The sequence below is a fragment of the Flavobacterium mesophilum genome, from assembly GCF_039581405.1.
Lineage (GTDB): Bacteria > Bacteroidota > Bacteroidia > Flavobacteriales > Flavobacteriaceae > Flavobacterium.
The window spans coordinates 1-23,969 of sequence record NZ_JBCPXZ010000006.1; the positions used below are offsets into that span (position 1 = coordinate 1).

General features: G+C 35.9%; 10 protein-coding genes. 5 read left to right on the forward strand and 5 right to left on the reverse strand.

Translation table 11 applies throughout. The features are described from left to right. From AAYQ19_RS17735 to AAYQ19_RS17750, 4 genes are all read left to right on the forward strand, one after another. On the forward strand, positions 1 to 2,441 hold a 2,441-nt coding region (locus AAYQ19_RS17735), incomplete at its 5' end, for a RemA C-terminal-like gliding motility protein (protein WP_343538087.1). A 146-nt stretch (positions 2,442 to 2,587) separates the two neighbouring features. After that, entirely contained in the window at positions 2,588 to 6,442 is a 3,855-nt protein-coding gene (locus AAYQ19_RS17740; protein WP_343538088.1) for a RemA C-terminal-like gliding motility protein, read from the forward strand. A 607-nt stretch (positions 6,443 to 7,049) separates the two neighbouring features. Further along, complete coding sequence (locus AAYQ19_RS17745) at positions 7,050 to 12,401, forward strand: RemA C-terminal-like gliding motility protein (protein ID WP_343538089.1); 5,352 nt, start codon at positions 7,050 to 7,052, stop codon at positions 12,399 to 12,401. Between the two features lie 466 nt (positions 12,402 to 12,867). Further along, complete coding sequence (locus AAYQ19_RS17750) at positions 12,868 to 16,620, forward strand: RemA C-terminal-like gliding motility protein (RefSeq protein ID WP_343538091.1); 3,753 nt, start codon at positions 12,868 to 12,870, stop codon at positions 16,618 to 16,620. 72 nt (positions 16,621 to 16,692) lie between these two features. On the opposite strand, the gene AAYQ19_RS17755 is transcribed toward AAYQ19_RS17750, so the two are convergent. The 4 genes from AAYQ19_RS17755 to AAYQ19_RS17770 form a co-directional block, all read right to left on the reverse strand. Next, positions 16,693 to 17,559 carry a cupin-like domain-containing protein gene (locus AAYQ19_RS17755; RefSeq protein ID WP_343538092.1) on the reverse strand — a complete coding sequence of 289 codons (867 nt, stop codon included), beginning with the start codon at positions 17,557 to 17,559 and terminating at the stop codon, positions 16,693 to 16,695. 80 nt (positions 17,560 to 17,639) lie between these two features. Continuing rightward, positions 17,640 to 18,728, reverse strand: a complete 1,089-nt coding sequence (bioB, locus tag AAYQ19_RS17760) for a biotin synthase BioB (protein ID WP_343538094.1) — start codon at positions 18,726 to 18,728, stop codon at positions 17,640 to 17,642. A 172-nt stretch (positions 18,729 to 18,900) separates the two neighbouring features. Next, positions 18,901 to 19,338, reverse strand: a complete 438-nt coding sequence (locus AAYQ19_RS17765) for a hypothetical protein (RefSeq protein ID WP_343538096.1) — start codon at positions 19,336 to 19,338, stop codon at positions 18,901 to 18,903. A 119-nt stretch (positions 19,339 to 19,457) separates the two neighbouring features. After that, a complete protein-coding gene (locus tag AAYQ19_RS17770) occupies positions 19,458 to 20,387 on the reverse strand; it encodes a bifunctional riboflavin kinase/FAD synthetase (RefSeq protein WP_343538097.1) in 930 nt (309 codons plus the stop codon). 195 nt (positions 20,388 to 20,582) lie between these two features. Between AAYQ19_RS17770 and AAYQ19_RS17775 the strand changes: the two genes are divergently transcribed. Next, positions 20,583 to 23,258, forward strand: a complete 2,676-nt coding sequence (locus tag AAYQ19_RS17775; protein ID WP_343538099.1) for a zinc-dependent metalloprotease — start codon at positions 20,583 to 20,585, stop codon at positions 23,256 to 23,258. Positions 23,259 to 23,348: 90 nt separating this feature from the next. On the opposite strand, the gene AAYQ19_RS17780 is transcribed toward AAYQ19_RS17775, so the two are convergent. After that, positions 23,349 to 23,927: a ComF family protein gene (locus AAYQ19_RS17780; protein WP_343538101.1), complete on the reverse strand. Its 579-nt coding sequence runs from the start codon at positions 23,925 to 23,927 to the stop codon at positions 23,349 to 23,351. Between the last annotated feature and the right edge of the window lie 42 nt (positions 23,928 to 23,969).

The window sequence follows — 23,969 nt, forward strand, 5'->3', positions numbered from 1 at the left end:
CAGCAGGAACAACAAATATTGTTTATACAATTACAGGAGGATGCAGCGGAACAAAATCTGCCCAGCTAAGCATCACTGTTAATCCAAATGCAGCAATCACTTCAGTTACGGGAGCAAGCACAATTTGTATTGGAGGAACAGCAACCGCATATACGGCTAATGGCATTGTTCTTGGTGGCGGCTCAGGAGCATGGAGCAGTACCAATACAGGTGTTGCTACAGTTGATGCTTCAGGTAATGTAACGGGAGTAGCAGCAGGAACAACAAATATTGTTTATACAATTACTGGTGGGTGCACTGGAATAAAATCACAACAAATAAATATTACAGTAAACCCATTTCCAACAATCTCTCCAATATCTGGAGGAGCAACAACAGTATGTACTGGTTTAACAACACCAGCCTTTACAAATGCAACAAGTGGAGGAACATGGTCAATAACCCCAGGAACAGGAACGGCAACTATTGCATCGACAGGAATTGTTACAGCTGGAAATGCAGGAGATGTGACTGTTGTTTATACAGTTACAAGTGGAGGATGCTCAAATACAGCAACATTTAGTTTAACAATCAAACCAAATTATCCAGCACCAACGGCAGGAACACCAACAAGACCAACTTGTTCAGGTGGAGCTAGTGTAACTTTAAGTGGCTTGCCTTCATCAGGAAATTTATTCCAAGATAATGGAACAACAGTTATAAGTATACCTTTCTCATCAAGTACACCAACAATTACTGGATTGGTTCCAGGAACATATAGATTTGCACTTGACAATGGTTGTACTGCAACTTACTCAGCACCTGTGACGGTTTTGGCCAATACTTATAGTGGAGGTTCGTGGTCATATGGTACTCCAGTATCAGATGATTATATTGATTTTCAAAGTAACTATACAGTTTCGTCAGATGTAACTTATTGTTCAGTAACAGTGAGTAATAATGCAATTGTAACAGTAGGCTCAAAAAAGACACTGACTGTTGAAAAGGGAGTACATGTAATTTCTGGAAGTGATTTGATTTTTGAAGATAGTTCTAATTTATTGCAGAACAATACTAGTAATACTTTAAATACAGGAAGTGTTACTTATATACGTGATGCAGGTAAAATTCGCCAAGCGGATTATGTTTATTGGTCAACGCCAGTTAAAAATCAGACTTTGGCTGCTCTTTCACCACTTACAAGCCAGTCTAAATTGTATGCTTATGATGGGACTAAATGGATATTTACACCTAGAACTACGGTTATGACTGCAGGAAAAGGATATATTGTCCGTGGGCCAGATACTTATTCAAATACAGTAAAAACTGATTTTACAGGAAAGTTTATTGGAACACCACAAAATGGTGATTTTACAGGGGAAACCATGGTAGGAGGTCAATTTTACCTATTAGGAAATCCTTATCCTTCGGCATTAGATGCTGACACGTTTATTAATGTAAACAAAACAATATTAGACGGAACATTGTATTTCTGGACTCATAATACTCCTGTAGTTTTAGTGGGTGCTTATCGCTATAAAACAGATGATTATGCAGTTTATAATTTGAGTGGTGGTACAGCGACTGCGGCTCCATCAGGATCTGATACTTCATTAGATACACCTAATACTGATCCACCAAGTGGAAGTATTGGCGCAGGCCAAGCTTTCTTCGTAGGTACTTCTGCTTCTGGAAATGTAACGTATAATAATTTAATGCGAGTTGGAGGTGCTTTAAATGGTCAGTTCTTTAAACCAGGAAAAACTTCTAAAACAGCAGGAATTGAAAAACACCGCGTTTGGTTAAATATGACTAACGAGGAAGGTGCTTTCAAGCAATTATTGGTGGCTTATGTTGAAGGAGCTACCAACAATTATGACAAAATGTACGATGGTAAAACTTTTGACGGAAATCAATACTTAGATTTTTATAGTATTAATGATAGCAATAATCTGGTTATTCAAGGTCGTGGTTTGCCGTTTAGTGATATTGACGAAGTGCCATTAGGCTATCGAACAACAATTGCAGGAGATTTTACAATTTCGATTGGTCAAGTTGATGGAAATATGACTTCACAGACAATTTTTATAGAAGATAAAAAGACTGGAACAGTTCATGATTTGACTAAGAGCAATTTCACTTTCAATACAGAAATTGGAACTTTCACAGATCGACTGGTTCTAAAATATACCAATAAATCGTTAGGAACTGGTGATTTTGAAAATGTTGAAAAAGGTATCACCGTTTCTGTAAAAGATAAAGCAATTAAGGTATTATCTTCAAATGAAACAATCCAAGAAGTTATTATTTTCGATACAGCTGGAAAACTGCTTTATAATAAAAAGAAAGTAGGTTCAAATGAATTGCAAATTTCAAATTTACAATCTAGCAATCAAGTTTTATTAATTGATATAACTCTTGAGAACGGATACAAAACGACTCGAAAATTAATTTTTCAATAGTTAGAAAAATAAAGTTAAAAAAGCCACTTCTTAATTAAAGAAGTGGCTTTTTTTTGTTCGAAATATCACTAAAAGTGGGTATTGTATATCTATGAAACACTTTTTAATTTTAAAGAAAATTCTTATAATTATTTAGTACTTTCATTTTGATTAGAAAATTACTTTATGCAGTTATTTTGGCTGTATTTTTTGGACATGCCTTTATTTATGGACAACAGGGAAAAGTTGACGTCACTTTTAATACTCTTGATGACGGTTTGATTGGTGATGGTTTTGATGCACCTGTTCAGACTTTGTCTTTGCAATCGGATCAAAATCTAATAGTGGGAGGGGAATATTTAAATCTAAACGGAAATTCTTCACCTTATTTGACACGATTAAAACCAGACGGTACGGTCGATGAAAATTTTCATACAGGAACCGGTTTTAACGGAAAAGTATATGCAACATACATTCAGCCTGATGGTAAAATAATCGTTGGCGGGAGTTTTACTTCTTATAATGGAGTAAGTGCCGGCAGGCTTATTCGATTAAATTCAGACGGAAGTTATGATCCATCATTTAATACTTCAGTTGGTGCAACAACGGGTATTATATATGATATTGCGCAACAACAAGATGGAAAAATTCTCATTACGGGCAGTTTTACAAAATATAATAATGCAACTGCAAATCGTATAGCGAGAATTTTACCCAATGGTACTTTAGATACTTCCTTTTTGTCAGGCTCAGGCTCTTCTTCTAATATTAATAATGTAAAAGTTTTGAACGATGGAAAAATACTAATTTCAGGAAATTTCACTGCTTTTAATGGTACTCAGGCAAATAGAATTGTGCGCTTAACAGAAAATGGAGTAGTTGATTCAGGATTCAATTTTGGAACTGGTTTTGATGACGATGTAAACGCAATGACAATTCAGGTTGATGGGAAAATTATTTTGGGTGGAAAATTTACCGCTTTTAATGGCAGAAGTGCAAATAGAATCATCAGAATTATGCAGGATGGAAATATAGATGCCTCATTTTTTATAGGATCTGGATTTAGTTCAGGAGCTGTCCTAGCCTTCAAAGTTGATAGTTTTGGAAATATAATGGTTGGAGGTTCCTTTACAGGAAATTATAATGGGAGTAGTGTCAACAGAGTTTGTTATTTGGATGGTTCAGGTTTTCTGAAGAATAACATTGATTTTGGAACGGGTCCGGCGTCAGCATCTGTTTTCGCATTAGAGACTGATGTTGAAGGCGCTTGGTATATTGGAGGTTCATTTTCTGTTTTTGATGGTTTAAATCAAGGAAAATTGGCAAAAATCGATTCAGAAGGAGAATACGATACAGGGTATTTAGCATCAGGAATTGGTTTTGACAATTCGGTCTACAAAATCCTTGCTTTAGAAAATGGAAAAAGTATTGTAGCGGGAAATTTTAAAAAGTTCAATGGTAGTAATATTTCTAGAATTGCAAAACTTTTAGAAGATGGTTCATCTGATCCTGATTTTAATTCTGGACAATTAGGAGCGAATAATTTAGTTAAAACAGCGGTTTTGCAAACAGACGGCAAAATTATTTTAGGAGGAAATTTTACAAAATATAACGAAACATTGATTAACCGAATTGTTCGAGTTTTACCAGACGGAACTGTTGATGCATCGTTTAATGTAACATCTGGATTTAATAGTCAAGTCTATGCGATGGAAATTCAATCTGATGGAAAAATTATAGTGGCGGGTAATTTTTCAAAATATAATGATGTAAATGTTGGTAAAATTATTCGGCTACTGCCAGATGGTTCTAGAGATAGTAGTTTCAATACAGGAGTTGGTGCTGATGGAATTATAGAGGCCATTTTAATTCAGCAAGACGGCAAAATTTTATTAGGTGGCCGATTTAACACTTTTAACGGAGCTCAATATCCGCACTTAGTTCGTTTAAATTCTGACGGAAGCATTGATGCGGGCTTTGCCATAGGCGACGGAACCAATAATAATGTATATGCTTTGGCATTACAGTCTGATCAAAAAATAATTGTAGGGGGTAATTTTTTAAGCTTTAACAAAGTTGCGCAAAAAAGAATTCTAAGGCTCAATCCTAATGGAAGTTTGGATAATACATTTGAGTCGGGTTTGGGATTTAGTAAAGGAGATGTTCGAAGTATTTTAGTGCAACCTGATGATCGCATTTTAGTTGGTGGAACTTTTTCTGGGACTTATAATGGAACGACATCGTTACGATTAATACGATTACTGAAATCTGGAGCTATCGATGTTTCTTTTAATGCTCGCTTAAATAATAAAGCTTATGCAATGGGTTTCTCTTCAGATTATAAACTTTTGGTTGGAGGCGATTTTAATTCTGTTTCAGGTATTTCCAAACACAGAATTGCGAGATTAAAACTTTGTTTAGAATCGACAACCTGGAATGGATCTTTATGGTCGAATGGTTTTCCGTCAGGCGGAAAAGAACTGTATTTCAAGGAAGATTATCCAAATTTGACAAATGCAAATGTTTGCAGTTGCGCTATCGATGAAGGCAAAAAAGTGACTTTGTTAGCTGGAAATACTTTGGGTATTGAATTCGCATATTCAGGTTTGGGAACTTTGATTATAGAAGATTCGGCAAATTTATATCAGTATGATGATGATATTATTAATACCGGGAATATTAATTTAAAAAGAAATTCATCACCTATTTTAAAATCAGATTATACGTATTGGTCATCTCCAGTGGAGAATCAAAAATTAATTGATCTTTCGCCAAATACAATATCTGATAGATTTTTATCTTATAATCCAAACGTAAAAAATTGGAAGATTGAAAACGCATCAAATATCATGGTTTCTGGTGCCGGATATATCATTCAGGGGCCTAAGGATTTTTCTGCAGTTATTCCTGTAATTTACACGGCAATATTTAAGGGAGTGCCACACAATGGGAAAATCGAAGTGAATTTGGGACCAGCAAATACTTTTAATTTAATTGGAAATCCATATCCCTCAACTTTGAATGCCGATTTGTTTTTAAAGGAAAACGCTTCAAAAATTAAAGGAACAATTTACTTCTGGACGCATTACACACCAATTGCAAATAATAAATATACTACTGATGATTATGCCGTTTATAACCTGTTGGGTGGAGTTGGAACGCGCGGCGCTTTGTCTAATGGTGCTAATGAAATAATTCCCGATAAGACAATTGGATCGGGACAAGCTTTTTTTGTGGCGAGCCAAAATTCGGGCGCAATTGAATTTAATGACAAGATGCGAATGAAAGAAAAAAATACTTCTTTTTATAAACCCACAAAAAGTAATAAAACTCAAAAAAATGATATTGAAAGGCAAAGAATTTGGATTAATTTAAAAAGCGAGGAAGGCCTTTTTAAGCAGATTTTAATAGGTTATATTGAAGGTGCAACAAATGCTTATGACGTGAGTTATGATGCAGAATCTTTCAATGGAAATAAATTTATTAATTTCTACAGTGTTTCAGAAAATAAAAATTTAGTTATTCAAGGACGAGCCTTTCCTTTTGAGCAAACAGATTCGGTACCTCTTGGTTATATGTCCACAATTGATGGTAATTTCAGTTTAAGCATTGATCATACTGACAATGAATTTTCAGAAGTAAATATTTATGTTGAGGATAAGGAATTAAAAGTAATGCATAATTTAAAAGATTCTCCATATACATTTAAAACCGAGAAAGGGACTTTTGATGATAGATTTGAATTAAAATATTTTGATAAGGAATTAAAGATTGATGATTTTGAAAAAGCTTCAAATTTGATTTTTGTTTCTGTGAAAGACAAGCAAATTAATGTTTATGCTTCAAGAGAAATTATTAAGGAAATTTCAATTTTTGATTTGAGTGGGAAAAATATCTATGAAAAAACTAAAATAGGGACGTGTAATTTTTATATCCAAAATCTGAATTCGAAAAATCAAGTTTTGTTTGTAAAAGTGACTTTAGAAAATGGTTTTATAGAGACAAAAAAAATCATTTTTTAAGTCATTTTATACGTTTCAAAATACAATCCGTTTAACTCAATAAACGGATTTTTTTTGCATTTTATTTTCCAAAAAGTTGGCTTGTCTGACGTTTTTTTTGATCGTTTTTTCTGGATCAATGAAAAAAAAATTAGTGTTGCCGAAAAAAGTAAAAAGTACGATTTTATTTATTCAGATGATTTGCAAAATTTAAAAGACCAATTACATTAAAAAAACAGATTCATGAGAAATTACTTAAAAAAATGATTATTAGGAAAACAATAAAATTATAAGGGTCTGTTTTTTAGGTTATTATTAAAATTTTGTAAATTGTTTAAGGATGTTTTCAAATAATTTACACTGCCATTTTACACTTCATTTCGAATCATTTTTTACTTGAAAGCAAGCCAAAATAAATAATTTGTTTTTCGCCCCTCTGCCGAATTAAATTACTGAGTGTTAAAATTTAAAAATACCAGATTTAAGGAACAAAATTACTTTTTACTCGACTTCTCTTTTTTTACGATTTAGGCCTTTTAGTGTTCCTAAGTAAATATGGTATTTGCAATTGCAGAATATTTTTCAGTTCAATCTGAATTTAATTTTTGTCATTTAAAAATACTACAGTATGAAAAAAACATTACTCATTTCAGTATTAGTTTGTCTTCCTGTTTTTCTTTTGGCACAAACTACAGCAACATTTACACTTGGAGGGACACAAACATTTGTTAGCCCAGCTGGTATTACTAGTATTACAGTTCAGGCATGGGGCGCCGGTGGAGCCGGAGGAAGCTCAACGAACCCTGGCTTTAATGGTGCATATGCTGGTTCTGGTGGTGGAGGTGGTGCTTTTGCCAGTGCTCCGCTTACAATTACTTCCGGAGAAACATTAACTGTTAATGTCGGTGTTGGAGGTAAGGGCGTAGCTAGTGCAAATGGCGGTTTTGGTGGATCTTCAGGAATATCAGGATATTCTATTTTGGCAGAAGGAGGAAAAGGAGGTCTAGTAAATAATGGTAGTTTGGTTGCCGGTGGAGCAGCAGGTCTAGCGGCAAATTCTATTGGTCTTACGCGAACTTCGGGAACTGCTGGGGGTAATGGAGAATTCGGATTTACCGATGATACAGGTTCAATTATAAGTTCTGGTGCCGGAGGAAATGGAGCCAATGGAGGAGGAACTGGTGGTGCTGGCATTGCAACTGCTTTTACCTCTAGTGTTGGAAATGCAGGAAATGCTCCTGGAGGTGGAGGAAGTGGAGGAAGATCTTCTTTTTTGGCTGCCGCGAGACGTGGTGGTGACGGTGGTGATGGAAAAGTAACGATTTCTTATACTTGTCCTGCTTATGGTTTAACAAATACAACCGCAAGCGCTGTAAATGTCTGCTCTGGAGATGCTTCAGAAGTTACATTAACTGGAACAGCCTTAAGTCTTCCTATTGGTTTATATTCTGTTTCCTATGAAATTCAAGGTGCAGCGCAAACACCGGCCACTATGAAAGTTACTACAGCCGGGACAGGAAGTTTTATTGCAAGTGGCTTTACAACTGTTGGAACCAGAACAATTAAAATAACTGCTTTATCATCTGGATCGAGTTCTGTAGCTTCAGAAAATTGTAGTACAACTTTAAATTCTGGTAATATTACAACAGTAACAGTAAATTCATCTGGCACAGCTCCAGTGGCTACCGCGGGAACAAATGCAACTTGTAACCAAATTACAGCAAATTGGCAGACAGTTGCGGGAACAGTTTATTACGAACTTGATGTTTCTACTGCAAGTAATTTTTCAAGTTTTGTGACAGGCTACAATGCTTTGAATGTTGGAAGTGTATTAACGTATAATATTACTGGCTTAGCAAACGGTGTTACTTATTATTATCGAGTTAGAGCATATAATGGAAATTGCATTAGTGCTAATTCTAATACTATAACTTATGCAACTGCTGTAATTCCTGGTACAGTAAATGCTTTAGCCGGAACAGGGGCAATTTGTACGGAGTTTATTGCAAACTGGACTGCGCTTGCCGCGGCAACCAGCTATTTGTTAGATGTCTCAACAACTTCTACTTTTAATGCTGGTACTTTTGTTGCGGGCTATAATTCTTTGGATGTAGGTAATGTGACAACTTACGATGTTACAGGTTTGAGTACTAATACGCAGTATTATTATAGAGTAAAAGCAAAAAATGGATGTGGAGTGAGCGTAAATTATTCCAACGTTCGTAACGTAACCACAACAAACGCCGTTCCTGGAACGGTTACGACTATTGCAGCTAATAATGTGCTGTGTAATTCTTTTAATGCTAGATGGAATTCTACATCAGCAACAACAAATTATTTATTGGATGTTTCAACGTCATCGACTTTTGCAAGTTTTTTGCCTGGATATCAATCTTTAGATGTAGATAATGTTAATGGATACGTAGTTACCGGATTGAATGGAGGCACACAATACTATTATAGATTAAAAGCAAAGAATGGGTGTGGTATAAGTGCTAATTATTCAGGAACTCAAACAGTAACTACTTTAAATTCAGGTCCTGTAGCTCCTACAGTATCCACTCCTACCGCATTATGTAATCAAATCAGTATAACTTGGACCGCTTCAGCGGGAACATTAAGTTATATTGCACAAATGTCTACATCTAATACTTTTCCAGCAACTACTGCAACCCAAACGATAACAGGTTTAACAACTACAAATTATGTTTTTACAGGTTTGCCTTCTGGTCAGACTTATTATTTTAGAGTATACGCAAAAAATGGGTGTTCAGTAGGAAATGGAACCGTTTCTAATGTCGTTACAGGAACTACTGAAACCCCACCCGGAGCACCAACAGTCACACAAGATGGGCAATTAACATTTTGCCAAACAGATGGAGTTAATCTGACTTCAAGTGCTGCACCAACTGGTTATACATATCTGTGGTCTAATGGTGCAAAAACTCAAACCATTTTTGTTACAGCTGCAGGAAGCTATACCGTTCAATTTGTCAAAACAGGTGGTTGTAATGGAGCAACATCTACTCCAAAAGTGATTGTAGTTGAGGATCTACCATCAGCAACAGCAGGTGGCTCAACAACTATATGTTCCAATGGGACTGCTACCGTAAGTGGGGCATCTGCTTCAAATGGAACTATTAAATGGACTTTTAGTGGAGGTGCAGGAAGTTTGTCAGGTGATACAACATTGACTCCGACATATACGCCAACTCTTGGAGGTGCAGCTAGAACCGTAATTTTAACTATGACGGTAACTAGCAATAATTCATGCTCACCTCAAATTGCTACGGCGACTTATACTATTAATATTAATGCGGCACCAACAGCATCAATCACTGGATCTAAAATTATTTGTTCCAATGGTTCTGCTACGGTCGGCGCTGGAGAAGCAAATGCGGCAAACGGCACTATTTTATGGACACATGATGGACTTGGAACTCTTTCTAATAGCACTACTTTGACACCAACATATAATGCAGTTGCAGGTGATGCTGGAAAACAAGTTACTTTAACTATGACAGTTACGGCTTCTCCGGCTTGTTCAACGGCCTACAAAGTGTCCGATATTTATCCTGTTGCAGTTCGTCCTGAAAATACAGTTACTACAGCTTCATCATCTCCTGTTTTGTGTGTCAATACTTTGATGACCGATATTACTCATACCACGACAGGTGCAACAGGAATTGGAACTCCTTCCGGTCTGCCTGCAGGCGTAAATGCAAGCTGGGCGTCAAATACAATCACAATAAGCGGAACGCCAAGTAATACAGGAACTTTTAATTATACTATTCCTTTAACTGGAGGTTGTGGCACTTATAATGCAACAGGAACAATAGTTGTAAATTTGAATACCGTTACCACAGCGTCTTCGTCGCCAACAGTTTGTAATCATACCTTAATGCCAAATGTTACTCACAACACAACTGGAGCAACAGGGATTGGTGCTCCATCAGGTTTGCCTCCAGGTGTGACTGCAAATTGGTCATCAAATATAATTACGATTAGTGGAACACCTACAAATACAGGAACTTTCAATTATACCATTCCGTTGATAGGAGGTTGTGGAACAGTTAATGCTATAGGGACAATTACTGTGAATCCTTTACCTGCAACGCCGGGTGTTGGAACCATTGTTCAACCCACTTGTGTTAATCCAAATGGAAGTATTGAGTTAAATGGACTACTTTCTTCAGTAAATTGGACAATAAATCAAAGCGGACCAGTTTCTAAAGTTTATAATACATCGGCTCAAACGGATTTTACAATTCCAAATTTGAGCCCAGGAATATATACTTTTACAATCCAAGATGGAGTAAACTGTCCGTCGCCAGCAACAATTAGTATTGAAATTAAAGCGCCAGTAACAAATATTTGGAGCGGAAGTTGGTCTAATGGAAATCCAGTAAGTACAGATGTTTTAGAGTTTGCAGCAGATTACCAGTCAATTGGGGATTTAAGTGGTTGTTCTTGTAAAGTTGATGCTGGAAAAAAAGTTACTATTAAATCTGGACATACTTTAATAATAGAAAATCAAGTTACAGTTGATTCAGGAAATGGAGCTTCACTTACTTTTGAAGATAGTGCAAGTCTAATGCAAAGTAATAATGTGGTAAATACTGGAAATATAATTTATAAACGCAATAGTGTTCCAATTCGACAAGCCGACTATGTATATTGGTCCTCACCAGTAAAACCGCAAAGAATAATTGACGTATCTCCACTTACTAAAGGAGATAAATTATTTAGTTATAATGGTTCAAATTGGGTGGGAGAAGCACCATCAAAAATAATGGTTGTCGGAAAAGGATATATTATTAGAGGGCCAGAAACCTACTCAAATACAGTCAGAACAAATTTTACGGCTTCATTTATTGGCGTTCCGAACAATGGCGATATAACTGGCGAAACAGTAGTTGCTGGAAATTACTATTTAATTGGAAATCCTTATCCATCTGCTTTAGATGCTGATGAATTTATAAATGGGAATCTTATTTTGGAAGGAACTCTTTATTTCTGGACGCATAATACCCCAGTAGTTTTAAGTGGTGCATATCAATATGCGACAGATGATTACGCTACATATAATTTGAGCGGAGGTGTAGGGACAGGGGCAGCTCCATCGGGAAATGCAGCTCCAGGAAACAATGCTAGTGTTCCAAGTGGACAAATTGGAGCTGGACAATCGTTTTTCGCAAAAATTAGTACTTCGGGGACTATTACTTTTAATAACCTTATGCGTAATGGTGGGAATAATAATAATCAATTTTTTAAACCGGGAAAAGAATCAAAAACGCAAAGTATTGAAAAACATCGTGTTTGGCTTAATATGACCAATGATCAAGGAGCTTTCAAACAATTAATGGTGGGTTATATTCAAGGTGCGAGCAACGAATTTGAAAAAAAATATGATGGCGAAAGTTTTGATGGAAATAAATATCTCGATTTTTACAGTATAAATAACGAAAAACATCTTGTAATTCAAGGCCGTGCATTACCCTTTTTAGATATTGACCTTGTGCCACTAGGATATAGAACGACTATTGCGGGCGATTTTATAATTTCGATAAGTCAAGCAGATGGAAATATGAGCAATCAAGCAATATATTTAGAAGATAAATTGACCGGAAAAATTCATGATTTACGTGAAAGCAATTATGTTTTTAAAACTGAAGCAGGAACTTTCACAGATCGTTTTGTATTGCGATACACCAATAAAACTTTAGGAACCGTAGATCTTGAAAATAGCGATAGCAAAGTCTTAATTGCTGTAAAAGATAAAGTAATTAAAATCAATTCAACTATTGAAACTCTTGACAAAGTCTACATTTTTGATGTTTCAGGAAAACTTCTTTATGAAAAAATCAATATTGGAGAAAAAGAATTACAAATCGCAAATCTTCAATCCTCTAACCAAGTTTTGTTGATAAAAGTCGTTTTGGAAAACGGGAATTTGACAACATCAAAGGTTATTTTCTGACGCTATAAAATCAGTTAAACTTTAAAAATCCATTCCTTTTTGGGATGGATTTTTTTTGTTTTAAAAGTAAGTTGGATGCACTAAATTTTGCTTTAACATCTTTTTTGTCGTTTGCGCTATTTCAAATAAATGCGAGACCAGAATGTTAAAATCTTGATTACTAAGTTAAAATTTTTCTTTATTGTAAATAAAATCGTACCTTGTTGTTGTTTTGATTCGACAAACAACCTAAAAGCCAGTTGTATTACACTTTTTGACTTCTGCAGAAAATAACAAGTCTTTTTATTTGCCTTAAATTCTGATTTTAATTTTAGTACTTCACTTTGGAAAGCAAGAGTTTTTTGTTTTCTGAAATCGCATCACTGTCATAATATGTCTCGTATTATGTCGCTGCTTTGGGGTATTTATAATTAGAGATGATTCTGTATCCGCTAGATTCTTTTTTTAATTTTTAAAATGCCAGAGTATGAAAAAAAATCTACTTATATCATCCATTTCTGTTCAATTTTCGACTTCAATTTTAGTTTATTTAAAACTGCAAAAATTACTTGCTCAGATACATACAACGCATCTATCTTGCTTGTTGTTTTTTATATGCACTTCTTTTTGGGCACAAACCCAACATACTTATACAGCCGATGGAACATTATTTGTCCCAGCCGGAATTACTTCAATAAATGTTGAAGCATGGGGTGCCGGTGGTTCAGGTGGAGGTGCAAGCGGAGCAACTGCAGACGGACGTAGCGGCGGCGGCGGCGGCGGGGGCGCATATGTCCAAGGAAAAATTACAGTTTCACCCGGAGCAACACTAGCAATGAAAGTTGCGGGTGCTACAGCCGTTGGAGCTTCTGGTGGGAATTCTACTATTACTGGGTATGAAAGTGTTTTTTTTGCAGCCGGTGGAAAGTTTGGTGCTGTAAATAATGCTGGAGGAACTCCTGCAGGAGGGAAAGGAGGATTAGATACGGATTCATTTGGGTCGATTAAAAAAACGTCAGGTACAGATGGTGGCTCTGGAAGTACTGGATTAATAGGATTATTGCAGGGGTCTGGAGCCGGAGGAAAAGGAGGGGATACAGGTGGCGGTGCTGGAGGTGCAGGTATAACAAGTGTTGCTTTAGGTAATGCACCTGGAAAAAATGGATCACCTCCTGGAGGTGGTGGAAGCGGTGCAATGAATTCTCTTTTAGGAGCAGCACAAGCAGGAGGTACGGGAGCAGCTGGTCAAATTAATGTGAGTTATACGTGTCCAACTTATAATATCAGCAGCGTATCAGCATCGGCAGTTTGTAGTACACCCGGAGAAGTTACTATTTTTTTAGCATCCACAACCACTTCTTTGCCAGTAGGAGTGTATACAGTTACTTATAGTCTTAGCAATCCAGCAAATAATGATTTGACTGTTTCAATGAATGTGGGAACTGCGGGATCAGGAAGTTTTGTGTTGTCAGGGTTTACAACTGCAGGCACAAGAAATATTACAATTACCAAATTAACATCTGGTGATTGTTTTGCAAATATAACTTTAAATAATACTGCTAGTATTGTCACATCTTCGCCATCAGTTCCGGGAACTGTTGGAGGAGGAACTGCAATTTGTAGTGGTTCTCAGAGCGGCGTATTGACTTTGACAGGAAATAATGGTACTGTTTTAAATTGGGAATCTTCAGTTAGTCCATTTTCTGTGTGGACACCAATTTCAAATACCGCAACAACTTATACTTCTGGATCACTGACGCAAACGACTCAATTCAGAGCGGTTGTACAAAACGGAAGTTGTGCTTCGGCAAATTCGGTGGCAACAACTGTAACGGTTAACCCAATTCCAATTCCGACCTTCTCTGCTCAACCAGGAGCTTCAGTTTGTGTTAATACAGATATTACTTACACAACACAAGCAGGACAAACAAATTATGTTTGGACGGTTCCTGGAATTGTGGGAACAGATTACACGATTACTTCAGGAGGGATTTCATCTACCAACAATACAGTAACATTGCAATGGCTGACTAGCGGGAGTAAAACAGTTTCAGTTAAATATTCATCAAGTGGTTGCGTTGCTGTAACAAGCGCAAGCAACACAACAACGGTTACAAAAACAGAACGAGGAGTTGTAAATGGAGGCACACATATTTGTCAAGGAAGTACTAGTCCATTATTAACCTTGCACAATTATGTTGGAACAATCGTTAGATGGGAATATGCAGAAGCAATTCCTTATGTTTGGCAAACTATTGCCAACACAGCAGATACATATCAGCCGGGAATATTGACTACAAGTACGAGTTATAGAGCAATTGTAAAAAATGGAACTTGTGCTGAAGAAACTGCAATCGAAACTAGAATTGACGTAGATCCTAATCCGCCGGCGCCAAATATTTTGAGTTTTACACAGCCGACTTGTAATGTGCCAACCGGAAGTATTGTGTTAAGTGGATTATCGGGTTCGGGTGATATTTTGCAATCTGATGGAACGCTAATTACACATCGCCCTTATTCGGGAAATTCAATAACAATTTCAGGGTTGGTTCCTGGAAAATACAAATTTGCAATTGACAATAGTTGTCTAATAACATATTCCACAGAAATTACAATACAAGCCAATACCTGGAATGGAACAAATTGGTCTTACGGCACTGCTCCAACAATTAATGACCTGGTAGATTTTCAAGATGATTACAATTTAAGCAGTGATATAAATGCTTGTTCTTGTACGATAAGCAATGATGCGGCTGTAACCATTCAAAATGGCATGACCTTGAATGTTGTTAATGGTATTCATGTAAATTCTGGAGCTTTAACGTTTGCTGAGGGCGCAAGCATATTGCAGTCAAGCAGTGATAATAATTTGAATACCGGTATTATTCATTATAAACGAAACAGTCAACCTATTCGACAAGCCGATTATGTCTATTGGTCTTCACCCGTTAAAAATCAGAAGCTGATAGATGTTTCGCGCGAGACAGCAGAAGATAAATACTTTAGCTTCGATGGTACAAAATGGGTTGGAGAAGCAAGAACTAATGTAATGACAGTCGGAAAAGGATATATAATTCGAGGACCCGAGACTTATTCTAATACGCAAAGATATCTGTTTTCGACAGTTTTCATCGGCGTGCCCAATAATGGAGATATTACTGGAGAAACTGTCACTGCAAACAAGTTTTATTTAATTGGAAATCCATATCCTTCAGCGCTCCATGCAGACGATTTTATAGACGCAAATAAAACATTACTTGAAGGAACATTGTATTTCTGGACCCACAACACACCTGTAATTTTGAGTGGAGCGTATCAATATGCTACAGATGATTATGCAAGTTATAATTTGACGGGAGGCGTTGGAACAGGAAGTTCGGCTCCTTCTGGAACTAAACCAGGCAATAATAATAGCCCACCCCTTGGTGATATAGCAGCAGGACAGTCTTTTTTTGCTGAAACTGTTGGAAATGGAACAATCGTTTTTAATAATACGATGCGAAGAGGAGGCAATACAAATTCTCAATTTTATAAACTTAATGGCGAATCGAAAGAATCGGCAATCGAAAAAAATCGAATATGGTTGAATATGACCAATACTGAAGGCGCTTTTAAACAACTAATGGTTGGTTACATTGAAGGCGCAACAAATGAATATGATAAAAAATATGACGGGAATAGTTTTGACGGAAATAAATTTCTAGATTTTTATAGTATCAATGAAGAACATAAATTGGTAATTCAAGGGCGCGCTTTGCCTTTTAAAAGTACAGATATGATTCCGTTAGGATATCGAACTACAATTGCAGGAGATTTTACAATTTCAATTTATCAAGTTGATGGCAAATTGACCATTCAGCCCATTTATTTAGAAGATAAACAATTGAATATAATACATGATCTACGCAAAGGTAATTATACTTTTAGTACTGAAATCGGAACTTTCTCTGACCGATTTGTACTTCGATACACTGATAAGACTTTGGGTATCGATGAAGTTGTCAGTGATGAAAATAACATAAAGGTTGTTGTAAAATTAAACGATATGAAAGTAATATCTAATAAAGAATCAATTAGTCAGGTAGCTGTTTTTGATCTTTCAGGAAGGCTTCTTTTTGAGAAGAAAAACATTAACGCAACAGAATTGCAAATATTGAATTTCCGCTCTGCAAATCAAGTTTTACTGGTCAAAGTGACTTTGGAGAATGGAAGTACGCAAACAAAAAAAGTAGCATTTTAAATATAAGAGAAAATAAAAAAAGCAGTTAAGGAATTTAACTTTGACTGCTTTTTCTGTTTTCTAAAATCTAGTTTAGGCACTCTTTCGAAGATTTTCATGTGTATTTGTGATTGCTTTTTCGTTCTTGTAATCAATCCATTTTTGGCCTTTTAATTTTCGCATTAAAATATCAAAATGGCGCATGATAAAAACATTGTAAGCCGCTTTTGATAGATTAGCAATGTTTTGAGGAAATGCACGCAAACTCATGGAAAATCCGGGAGTTAAATATTTCATATAATGCCAATATCCTTCTGGCATATAAAGCATTTCTCCATGTTTTAAATTCGTAATATAGCCTGTAGCATTTTTTAAAGCTGGAAATTTTTCGTAATCTGGATTGTCGAAATCAATATCTTCCCTCGAAATTAAGGCATGAGGGACTTTGTACATGAATTTCGATTGATTTGGCGGAAAGATCATGCACTGTTTTTCTCCCTGAAAATGAAAATGCAGAATATTGGAATAATCAATATCAAAATGCATGAATACTTTTGAGTTTTCGCCACCAAAAAACAACATAGGCATTTGCTTGACTAATCGCAAGCCAATTTCAGGCCATTTAAAGTCATTATTCAAACTTGGAACCTCTTTCATGAAATTATAAAGAAAAATGCGGTAATTGGTAGGCTTTGATTCTAAAAGCGCGATATAATCCCTCATTTTCATCTTAGTGTGTGCTTCATTGAAGCCATCTTCATGATTGACAGGTCGATTATCATATAAAGGAACCGTAATGTCGCCTGCTATTTCATTTATATAGGAAAATTTCCATTTGTGATATGCAGGCCAATCTTCAGTTAGTTCCTCAACGACTACAGGAATTTGTTTTTTAACGTATTGGGAAATAAAATCAGCTTTTGAGATTTTTTTTACCCTTTTAATTTGTTCTAACTTCATCTTTCTAAATAAAAAAATTGCTTATAACCGGAGTTATAAGCAATTTGAAAAGATTTATCGAGATAGATTGACTCTATTAATTAAATTTTTGATTTGATTGAATGTTCTACGTTTCTTTCAATCGTATGTCCAGGTCTAGACCATTTTGGTTTTTCGCCCAATGGAGCAAATTGAGAATCTTCAGCTTCAACTGTTTTTGGCTGTGAAACTTTTGTGAAAGGTTTTTGCGGATTCAATCCTAAAAGTTCAAACATTTTCATGTCTTCATGAACATCAGGGTTTGGAGTCGTCAATAATTTGTCTCCTGCAAAAATTGAATTTGCTCCTGCAAAAAAGCACATTGCTTGCCCCTCACGGCTCATATTTGTTCTTCCTGCTGATAAACGAACTTGTGTATCTGGCATTACAATTCTAGTCGTAGCAACCATTCTGATCATTTCCCAGATTTCAACTGGTTTTTCATCTTCCATTGGAGTTCCTTCAACTGCAACCAATGCATTAATTGGCACTGATTCTGGTTGCGGATTTAAAGTTGAAAGCGCCACAAGCATTCCTGCTCTGTCTTCAATACTTTCTCCCATTCCAATAATTCCACCACTACAAACGGTAACATTCGTTTTACGAACATTTTCGATGGTTTCTAAACGGTCTTCAAAAGCACGTGTCGAAATTACATCTTTATAATAATCTTCAGAAGTATCTAAATTGTGATTGTAAGCATATAAACCTGCCTCGGCTAAACGTTGCGCTTGGTTTTCAGTAATCATTCCAAGTGTACAGCAAACTTCCATGTCAAGTTTGTTAATGGTACGAACCATTTCTAAAACCTGATCAAATTCTTCGCCATCTTTTACGTTTCTCCAAGCCGCTCCCATACAAACACGAGAAGATCCGCTTGATTTTGCGCGCAAAGCCTGAGCTTTTACTTGACTTACACTCATTAAGTCATTTCCTTCAACACCTGTGTTGTAACGCGCCGCTTGCGGGCAGTAGCCACAGTCTTCTGGACAGCCTCCGGTTTTGATAGATAGTAAAGTCGATACCTGAACTACATTCGGATCGTGGTTTTGCCTGTGAATAGTTGCAGCTTCATACAGAAGGTCCATTATAGGCTTGTTATATATGGCGATTATTTCGTCTTTAGTCCAATTGTGTTTTGTAATGCTCATTGATACATTGTTTTTGAAGTCTCAAAAGTAGTTAAATTGTTCTAATCAACCAATGAAGTGCTTTGTAAATGAATATTTGACAACTATTTTCAAAAAAGAAACACTCTAAAATCATAAAAAAGAATAATTCTATGATTTTAGAGTGCTAAATGTTAAGATTTATTTTGAAATGTTAATCGGCTGCATATTTATTGTTCCAATACAGCATCATCATTAAAGTTACAATGACCGAAGAGGCAACTCCTTCAAAAAGCAAGCAGATGCAATATGTTGGAACAGAAGGGTTTCCGCCAAACATAAAAGTCTCAGATAAGGTTCTTACATAGGCATCTCCACCTCGTGCATAGCTGTAAACAAGTAAACCGAAAACGCTCATTGACACGCCAACTACTGAAGTTGCCATGGCAGAAACGGCATTCGACACAAAATTGGTTTCTCCTTCATGCAGGTTCATTTGCATCGTTCTGTTTACGCCATAAAAGATAAAAAAGACATTTAGGGTACGTAAATAGAACAAATCTGCTAGACCCAATAGATTCATCAATAAAAAATAAATGCCTATTCCGATGAAAATCAAAAACCCGTTGGTAATTTCTTTAGGTAGTTTCATAGTGGTTATTTTTAAAGAAGTTAATAGTAAATATTTGGAAAACAGAGTTCTATATCAAATTTACTAAAAAAATAACTACGATGATTTAAAAAACACCAAAACTATGCGGTCAGAAGTTCTTAAAGTTGGCTAATAAATGCTTGTGCATTGATTTTGTCTTGATTTAATTGCTCTTTCAATAAATCGACCGATCCAAATTTCTGTTCTTCACGAAGATACTGAAGCAACGAAACTTCAATTTTTTGCCCGTAAATGTCAGCATCAAAATCAAAAAGATTTACTTCAATGGTTTGTTTTTGCCCATTTACCGTTGGATTGAAGCCGATATTCATCATTCCGAAAACTTCTTTTTCATTTACAATTGCTTTCACGGCATAAACACCATTTTTCGGAATCAATTTATATTCTTCTTCAATATGAATGTTTGCAGTTGGAAAACCAATTGTCCTTCCTAATTGTCTTCCTTTAACAACTTCTCCTGTCAAAAAATAATCATAGCCCAAGTAATCATTGGCTAAAGCCATATTTCCTTCATCCAGCGCTTTTCTGATTTTTGTAGAACTTACAGAAACATCTTGGATTTCCTGAGCCGAAATTTGCTCGACTTCAAAACCATATTCCAAACCAAAGGCAATTAAATTGTCAATATTTGCAGTTCTGTTTCTTCCAAAACGATGATCGTGCCCAATAATTATTTTTTGAATCTGAAATTGATCTACCAAAATTGATTTCACAAATTCCTCGGCAGTTAATCTTGAAAAACTTTCATTAAAAGGATGAATTACAAGATTTTCAATTCCGGTCGCTTCCAGAAGTTTTGTTTTTTCGGCAATGGTATTTAAAAGCTTTATTTCTGATTTCTCTTGCAAAACCATTCTTGGATGTGGAAAAAAAGTAAGCACTAAACTTTCATACTTGCCATTTTCGGTATTCTGCGTAATTCTTTCAAGAATTTTTTTGTGACCAATATGCACGCCATCAAAGGTACCAAGTGTTAAAATTGTTTTCTTGGTCGAATGGAAATCGTTTATAGAATGAAAGAGCTTCAAAACAAATTATTTAAGATGCTGCAAATTTATACTATCTATTTTGAATTTGGCACCAAGGCGAATTGATTTTTTTGACTGAATAGGTTTTCTTTTTGTAAAAATCAGCCAACTCGTCGACTAAAAAACGTTAAATGTCGTTTATATGTAAGAATTTGATTTAATTGACTTAATTTTGAATGATCAACGCCTACAAATATGAAAAAACAATTACTCTATTTATTTTTTATTTTTAACTGTACTATTTTAACTGCTCAAAATAATGATTTGTGGCAAAAGGTAAGTGCAAATTCTGCGTTGAGTAAAAGAATAAACGCTTCAGATTCTGATAAATACTACAAACTAAATTCGGAACTTCTTCAAATAAAGCTGGCTTCAGCAACAGGAAAAGGACTTAAAACTAATACGGCGGAGATTACAGTTCCAAATTCTTCGGGAATCCTAGAGCGCTTTACGGTTTGGGAATCTTCAAATTTTGAACCTGGACTTCAAGCAAAATATCCAGAAATCAGATCGTATGAAGGAAGCGGTTTAGATGATAAATCAGCTAAAATTCATTTTAGTGTTTCGCCTTTGGGATTTCAGACTATGGTTTTTCGTTCAGACAAATCAACTGAATTTATGGAAGCAAATCCAGATGATAAAACAGAATATGTTTTGTTTTCAAAAAAATCTTCGACTTCTAAAAGTCTAATCTGTAAGACCGACGATGTTCTTTTAAGTAATAATGGTACCGGAAAAACAGCAAAAGAAGCATCAAGTGCTAAGGTTTTTAAAACAATACGTCTTGCGCTTTCTTGTACTGGCGAATACACAGCATATTTTGGTGGAACTAAAGCGGCAGCATTAGCGGGGATGAACGCAACTTTGACCCGCGTAAATGGTGTTTTCAATAAAGATTTGGCAGTGAAATTAGTTTTGATCGATAATAATGATGCGGTAATTTATACAGATGCAACAACAGATCCCTATTCAAATGCGTCTACAGGTGCCGATGGTGCTTGGAACCAAGAAGTTCAAACTACTTTGACAAACGTAATTGGAAATGCAAATTATGATATTGGACATTTATTTGGCGCTTCAGGTGGTGGAGGAAACGCAGGCTGCATAGGTTGTGTATGTACAAATCCAACAACAAATGTGCCTTTAGGAAAAGGAAGTGCTTACACTTCTCCTTCAGATGGGAAACCGCAAGGAGATACTTTTGATATTGATTTTGTAGCGCATGAATTTGGGCATCAATTGGGTGCTAATCATACTTTTTCATATGATTCAGAAGAAAGGACAAGCGTAAATGTTGAGCCGGGAAGTGGTTCCACCATTATGGCTTATGCTGGAGTTACTGGCGATTATGATATTCAAAATACGTCTGATGATTATTTTGCTTATGTAAGTATTCGACAGATTCAAAATACATTAGCATCGAAAAGTTGTCCAGTAAGTACTGCTATAACAAATAATCCGCCATCGATTAATGCAGGAGCTGATTACACAATTCCAATTAGCACCGCTTTTGTTTTGACGGGAACAGGTTCAGATCCCGAAGGTGATTCGGTTACCTATACATGGGAAGAAAATGATAATGCAACTACAACCTCTGGAAGTACCAGTATTGCTTATCCAACAAAACCTGATGGGCCATTGTTTCGTTCAGTAATTCCAACTGCAAGCGGCACAGTTCGTTATATGCCAAGTTTTAATTATGTACTACAAAACAGACTTACAACTACTTGGGAATCTGTTTCGTCTATTGCAAGAACGTTGCATTTTACTTTGACAGGGCGTGATAATGCGGCGCAAGGAACTGCACAAACCTTTACTGACGATATGGTTGTGAGTGTAGTTTCTACAGCTGGTCCATTTACAGTTACTTCACATACAAATGATAATGTGAGTTGGTGGCAAGGATTGCCAGAAACTGTAACTTGGGATGTAAATAACACCAATGCACTTCCTGGTGCATCAACTGTAAATATCAAATTATCTACTGATGGCGGTTTGACGTTTCCTATAATTTTAGCATCAAATACTGCAAATGACGGTACTGAAACTATTACATTGCCGACAAGTGTTCCGTCATCTAAAAATTGCAGAATTTTGATCGAGCCAACAGGAAATATCTTTTATGCCGTAAACAGTAAAGCATTTGCAGTTGGATATACTTCGACTTCAACTTGTGATTCTTATAGTTTTGGAAATTCATTTGCCATTCCGAATACAACAACTTTTGTTACCAGAACTGTTGCGGTTCCTGCTTCTACGGCTACTGTTCAAGATGTAAATGTTTCGGTTAATGTAACACATGATAAGTTTTCTGACTTAGAACTTCAAATTGTAAGTCCTGCCGGAACAATCGTTCGACTATTTAATAAAAATTGCGGGTCGACGAAATCGACTTTGGCGCTTCAGTTTGATGATTCGGGTGTTGCATTAGATTGTGCCAAAACAACAGAGCAAATCGTTTTGCCGGTTGATTTGTTAAGTGCTTTTAATGGTGAAAATACTCAAGGAACTTGGACTTTTAGAGTGAGAGATGCGGTTACAGGGAATTTTGGAACAATCAATTCGGCTTCAATAAATATTTGCGGTCAGACTTACACTTTGGCAACACCTGATTTTGATGCTATTGATTTTAGTCTTTATCCAAATCCAAATAAAGGAAATTTTACCATTCAGTTTGAAAGCCAATCAGAAACTGGAGTTAAAGTATTTGTTCATGATATTTTAGGCAAGACGGTTTATTCAAAAACTTTTGATGCAACTACAACTTTTAATCAAAATATTCAGCTTCCAAGTACGATTTCAGCTGGTGTTTATCTGGTAACAGTAATTGACGGAAACAGAAGAACAGTCAAAAAAATAATAGTAAACTAAACGTTTAAAAATTTCAATTTTTAAATCCAAATTCCAATTGAAAAGCTATTCGATTGGAATTTGGATTTTTTTTATTGGAATTTAAAAACCTTACGAGTTTGCCATCGCCATGCAAACAATACTGATTTTTGCTCCGGGAATTTTTAATAATGCTTTTGAACAGGCTTCCAGAGTTGATCCCGTAGTCAAAACATCATCGACAATTAGAAAATGTTTGTTGTGGTTTTCTTCGGAGAATTTTACATCAAAAATGTTTTCGATGTTTTCGGTTCTGCCTAAAAGATTCTTTTTGGATTGTGTTTTCGAATATTTTTTTCGGAATAAAATGCTATCGTCAAAAGTGAGATTTAATCCTTCTGAAAGTGCTTTTGCAAATGTTGTGACTTGATTGTAACCGCGTTCCTTGAATTTTTTTGGATGAAGCGGGACAGGAATTATAATTTCAAACGGATTTTGTAGCTTCAATTCTTTTAAATCTTCAGCGTACCAACTGCCCAAAACACTTCCGATTTCCTCATGCCCTTTGTATTTCAGATTATGAATTAGTTCTTGAACAATTCCCTTTTTGATGAAATATAATAATGCTGAGGCATGCTGTATTTCAATTTTTCCATAAAACTTTTTTACTGCTTCGTTTTTAGAATCCAGATGATATTGCGTCAGAGGCATTTCATGACGACATTTTGAGCATAAAACGACTTCGTTGGTTTG

Bases quoted from the DNA above. Each gene is read 5' to 3' on its own strand.
- AAYQ19_RS17745 (WP_343538089.1), top strand. From the start codon at position 7,050: ATGAAAAAAACATTACTCATTTCAGTATTAGTTTGTCTTCCTGTTTTT.
- AAYQ19_RS17750 (WP_343538091.1), top strand. From the start codon at position 12,868: ATGAAAAAAAATCTACTTATATCATCCATTTCTGTTCAATTTTCGACT.
- AAYQ19_RS17755 (WP_343538092.1), bottom strand. From the start codon at position 17,559: ATGAAGTTAGAACAAATTAAAAGGGTAAAAAAAATCTCAAAAGCTGAT.
- bioB (WP_343538094.1), bottom strand. From the start codon at position 18,728: ATGAGCATTACAAAACACAATTGGACTAAAGACGAAATAATCGCCATA.
- AAYQ19_RS17765 (WP_343538096.1), bottom strand. From the start codon at position 19,338: ATGAAACTACCTAAAGAAATTACCAACGGGTTTTTGATTTTCATCGGA.
- AAYQ19_RS17775 (WP_343538099.1), top strand. From the start codon at position 20,583: ATGAAAAAACAATTACTCTATTTATTTTTTATTTTTAACTGTACTATT.
- AAYQ19_RS17780 (WP_343538101.1), bottom strand. From the start codon at position 23,927: ATGCCTCTGACGCAATATCATCTGGATTCTAAAAACGAAGCAGTAAAA.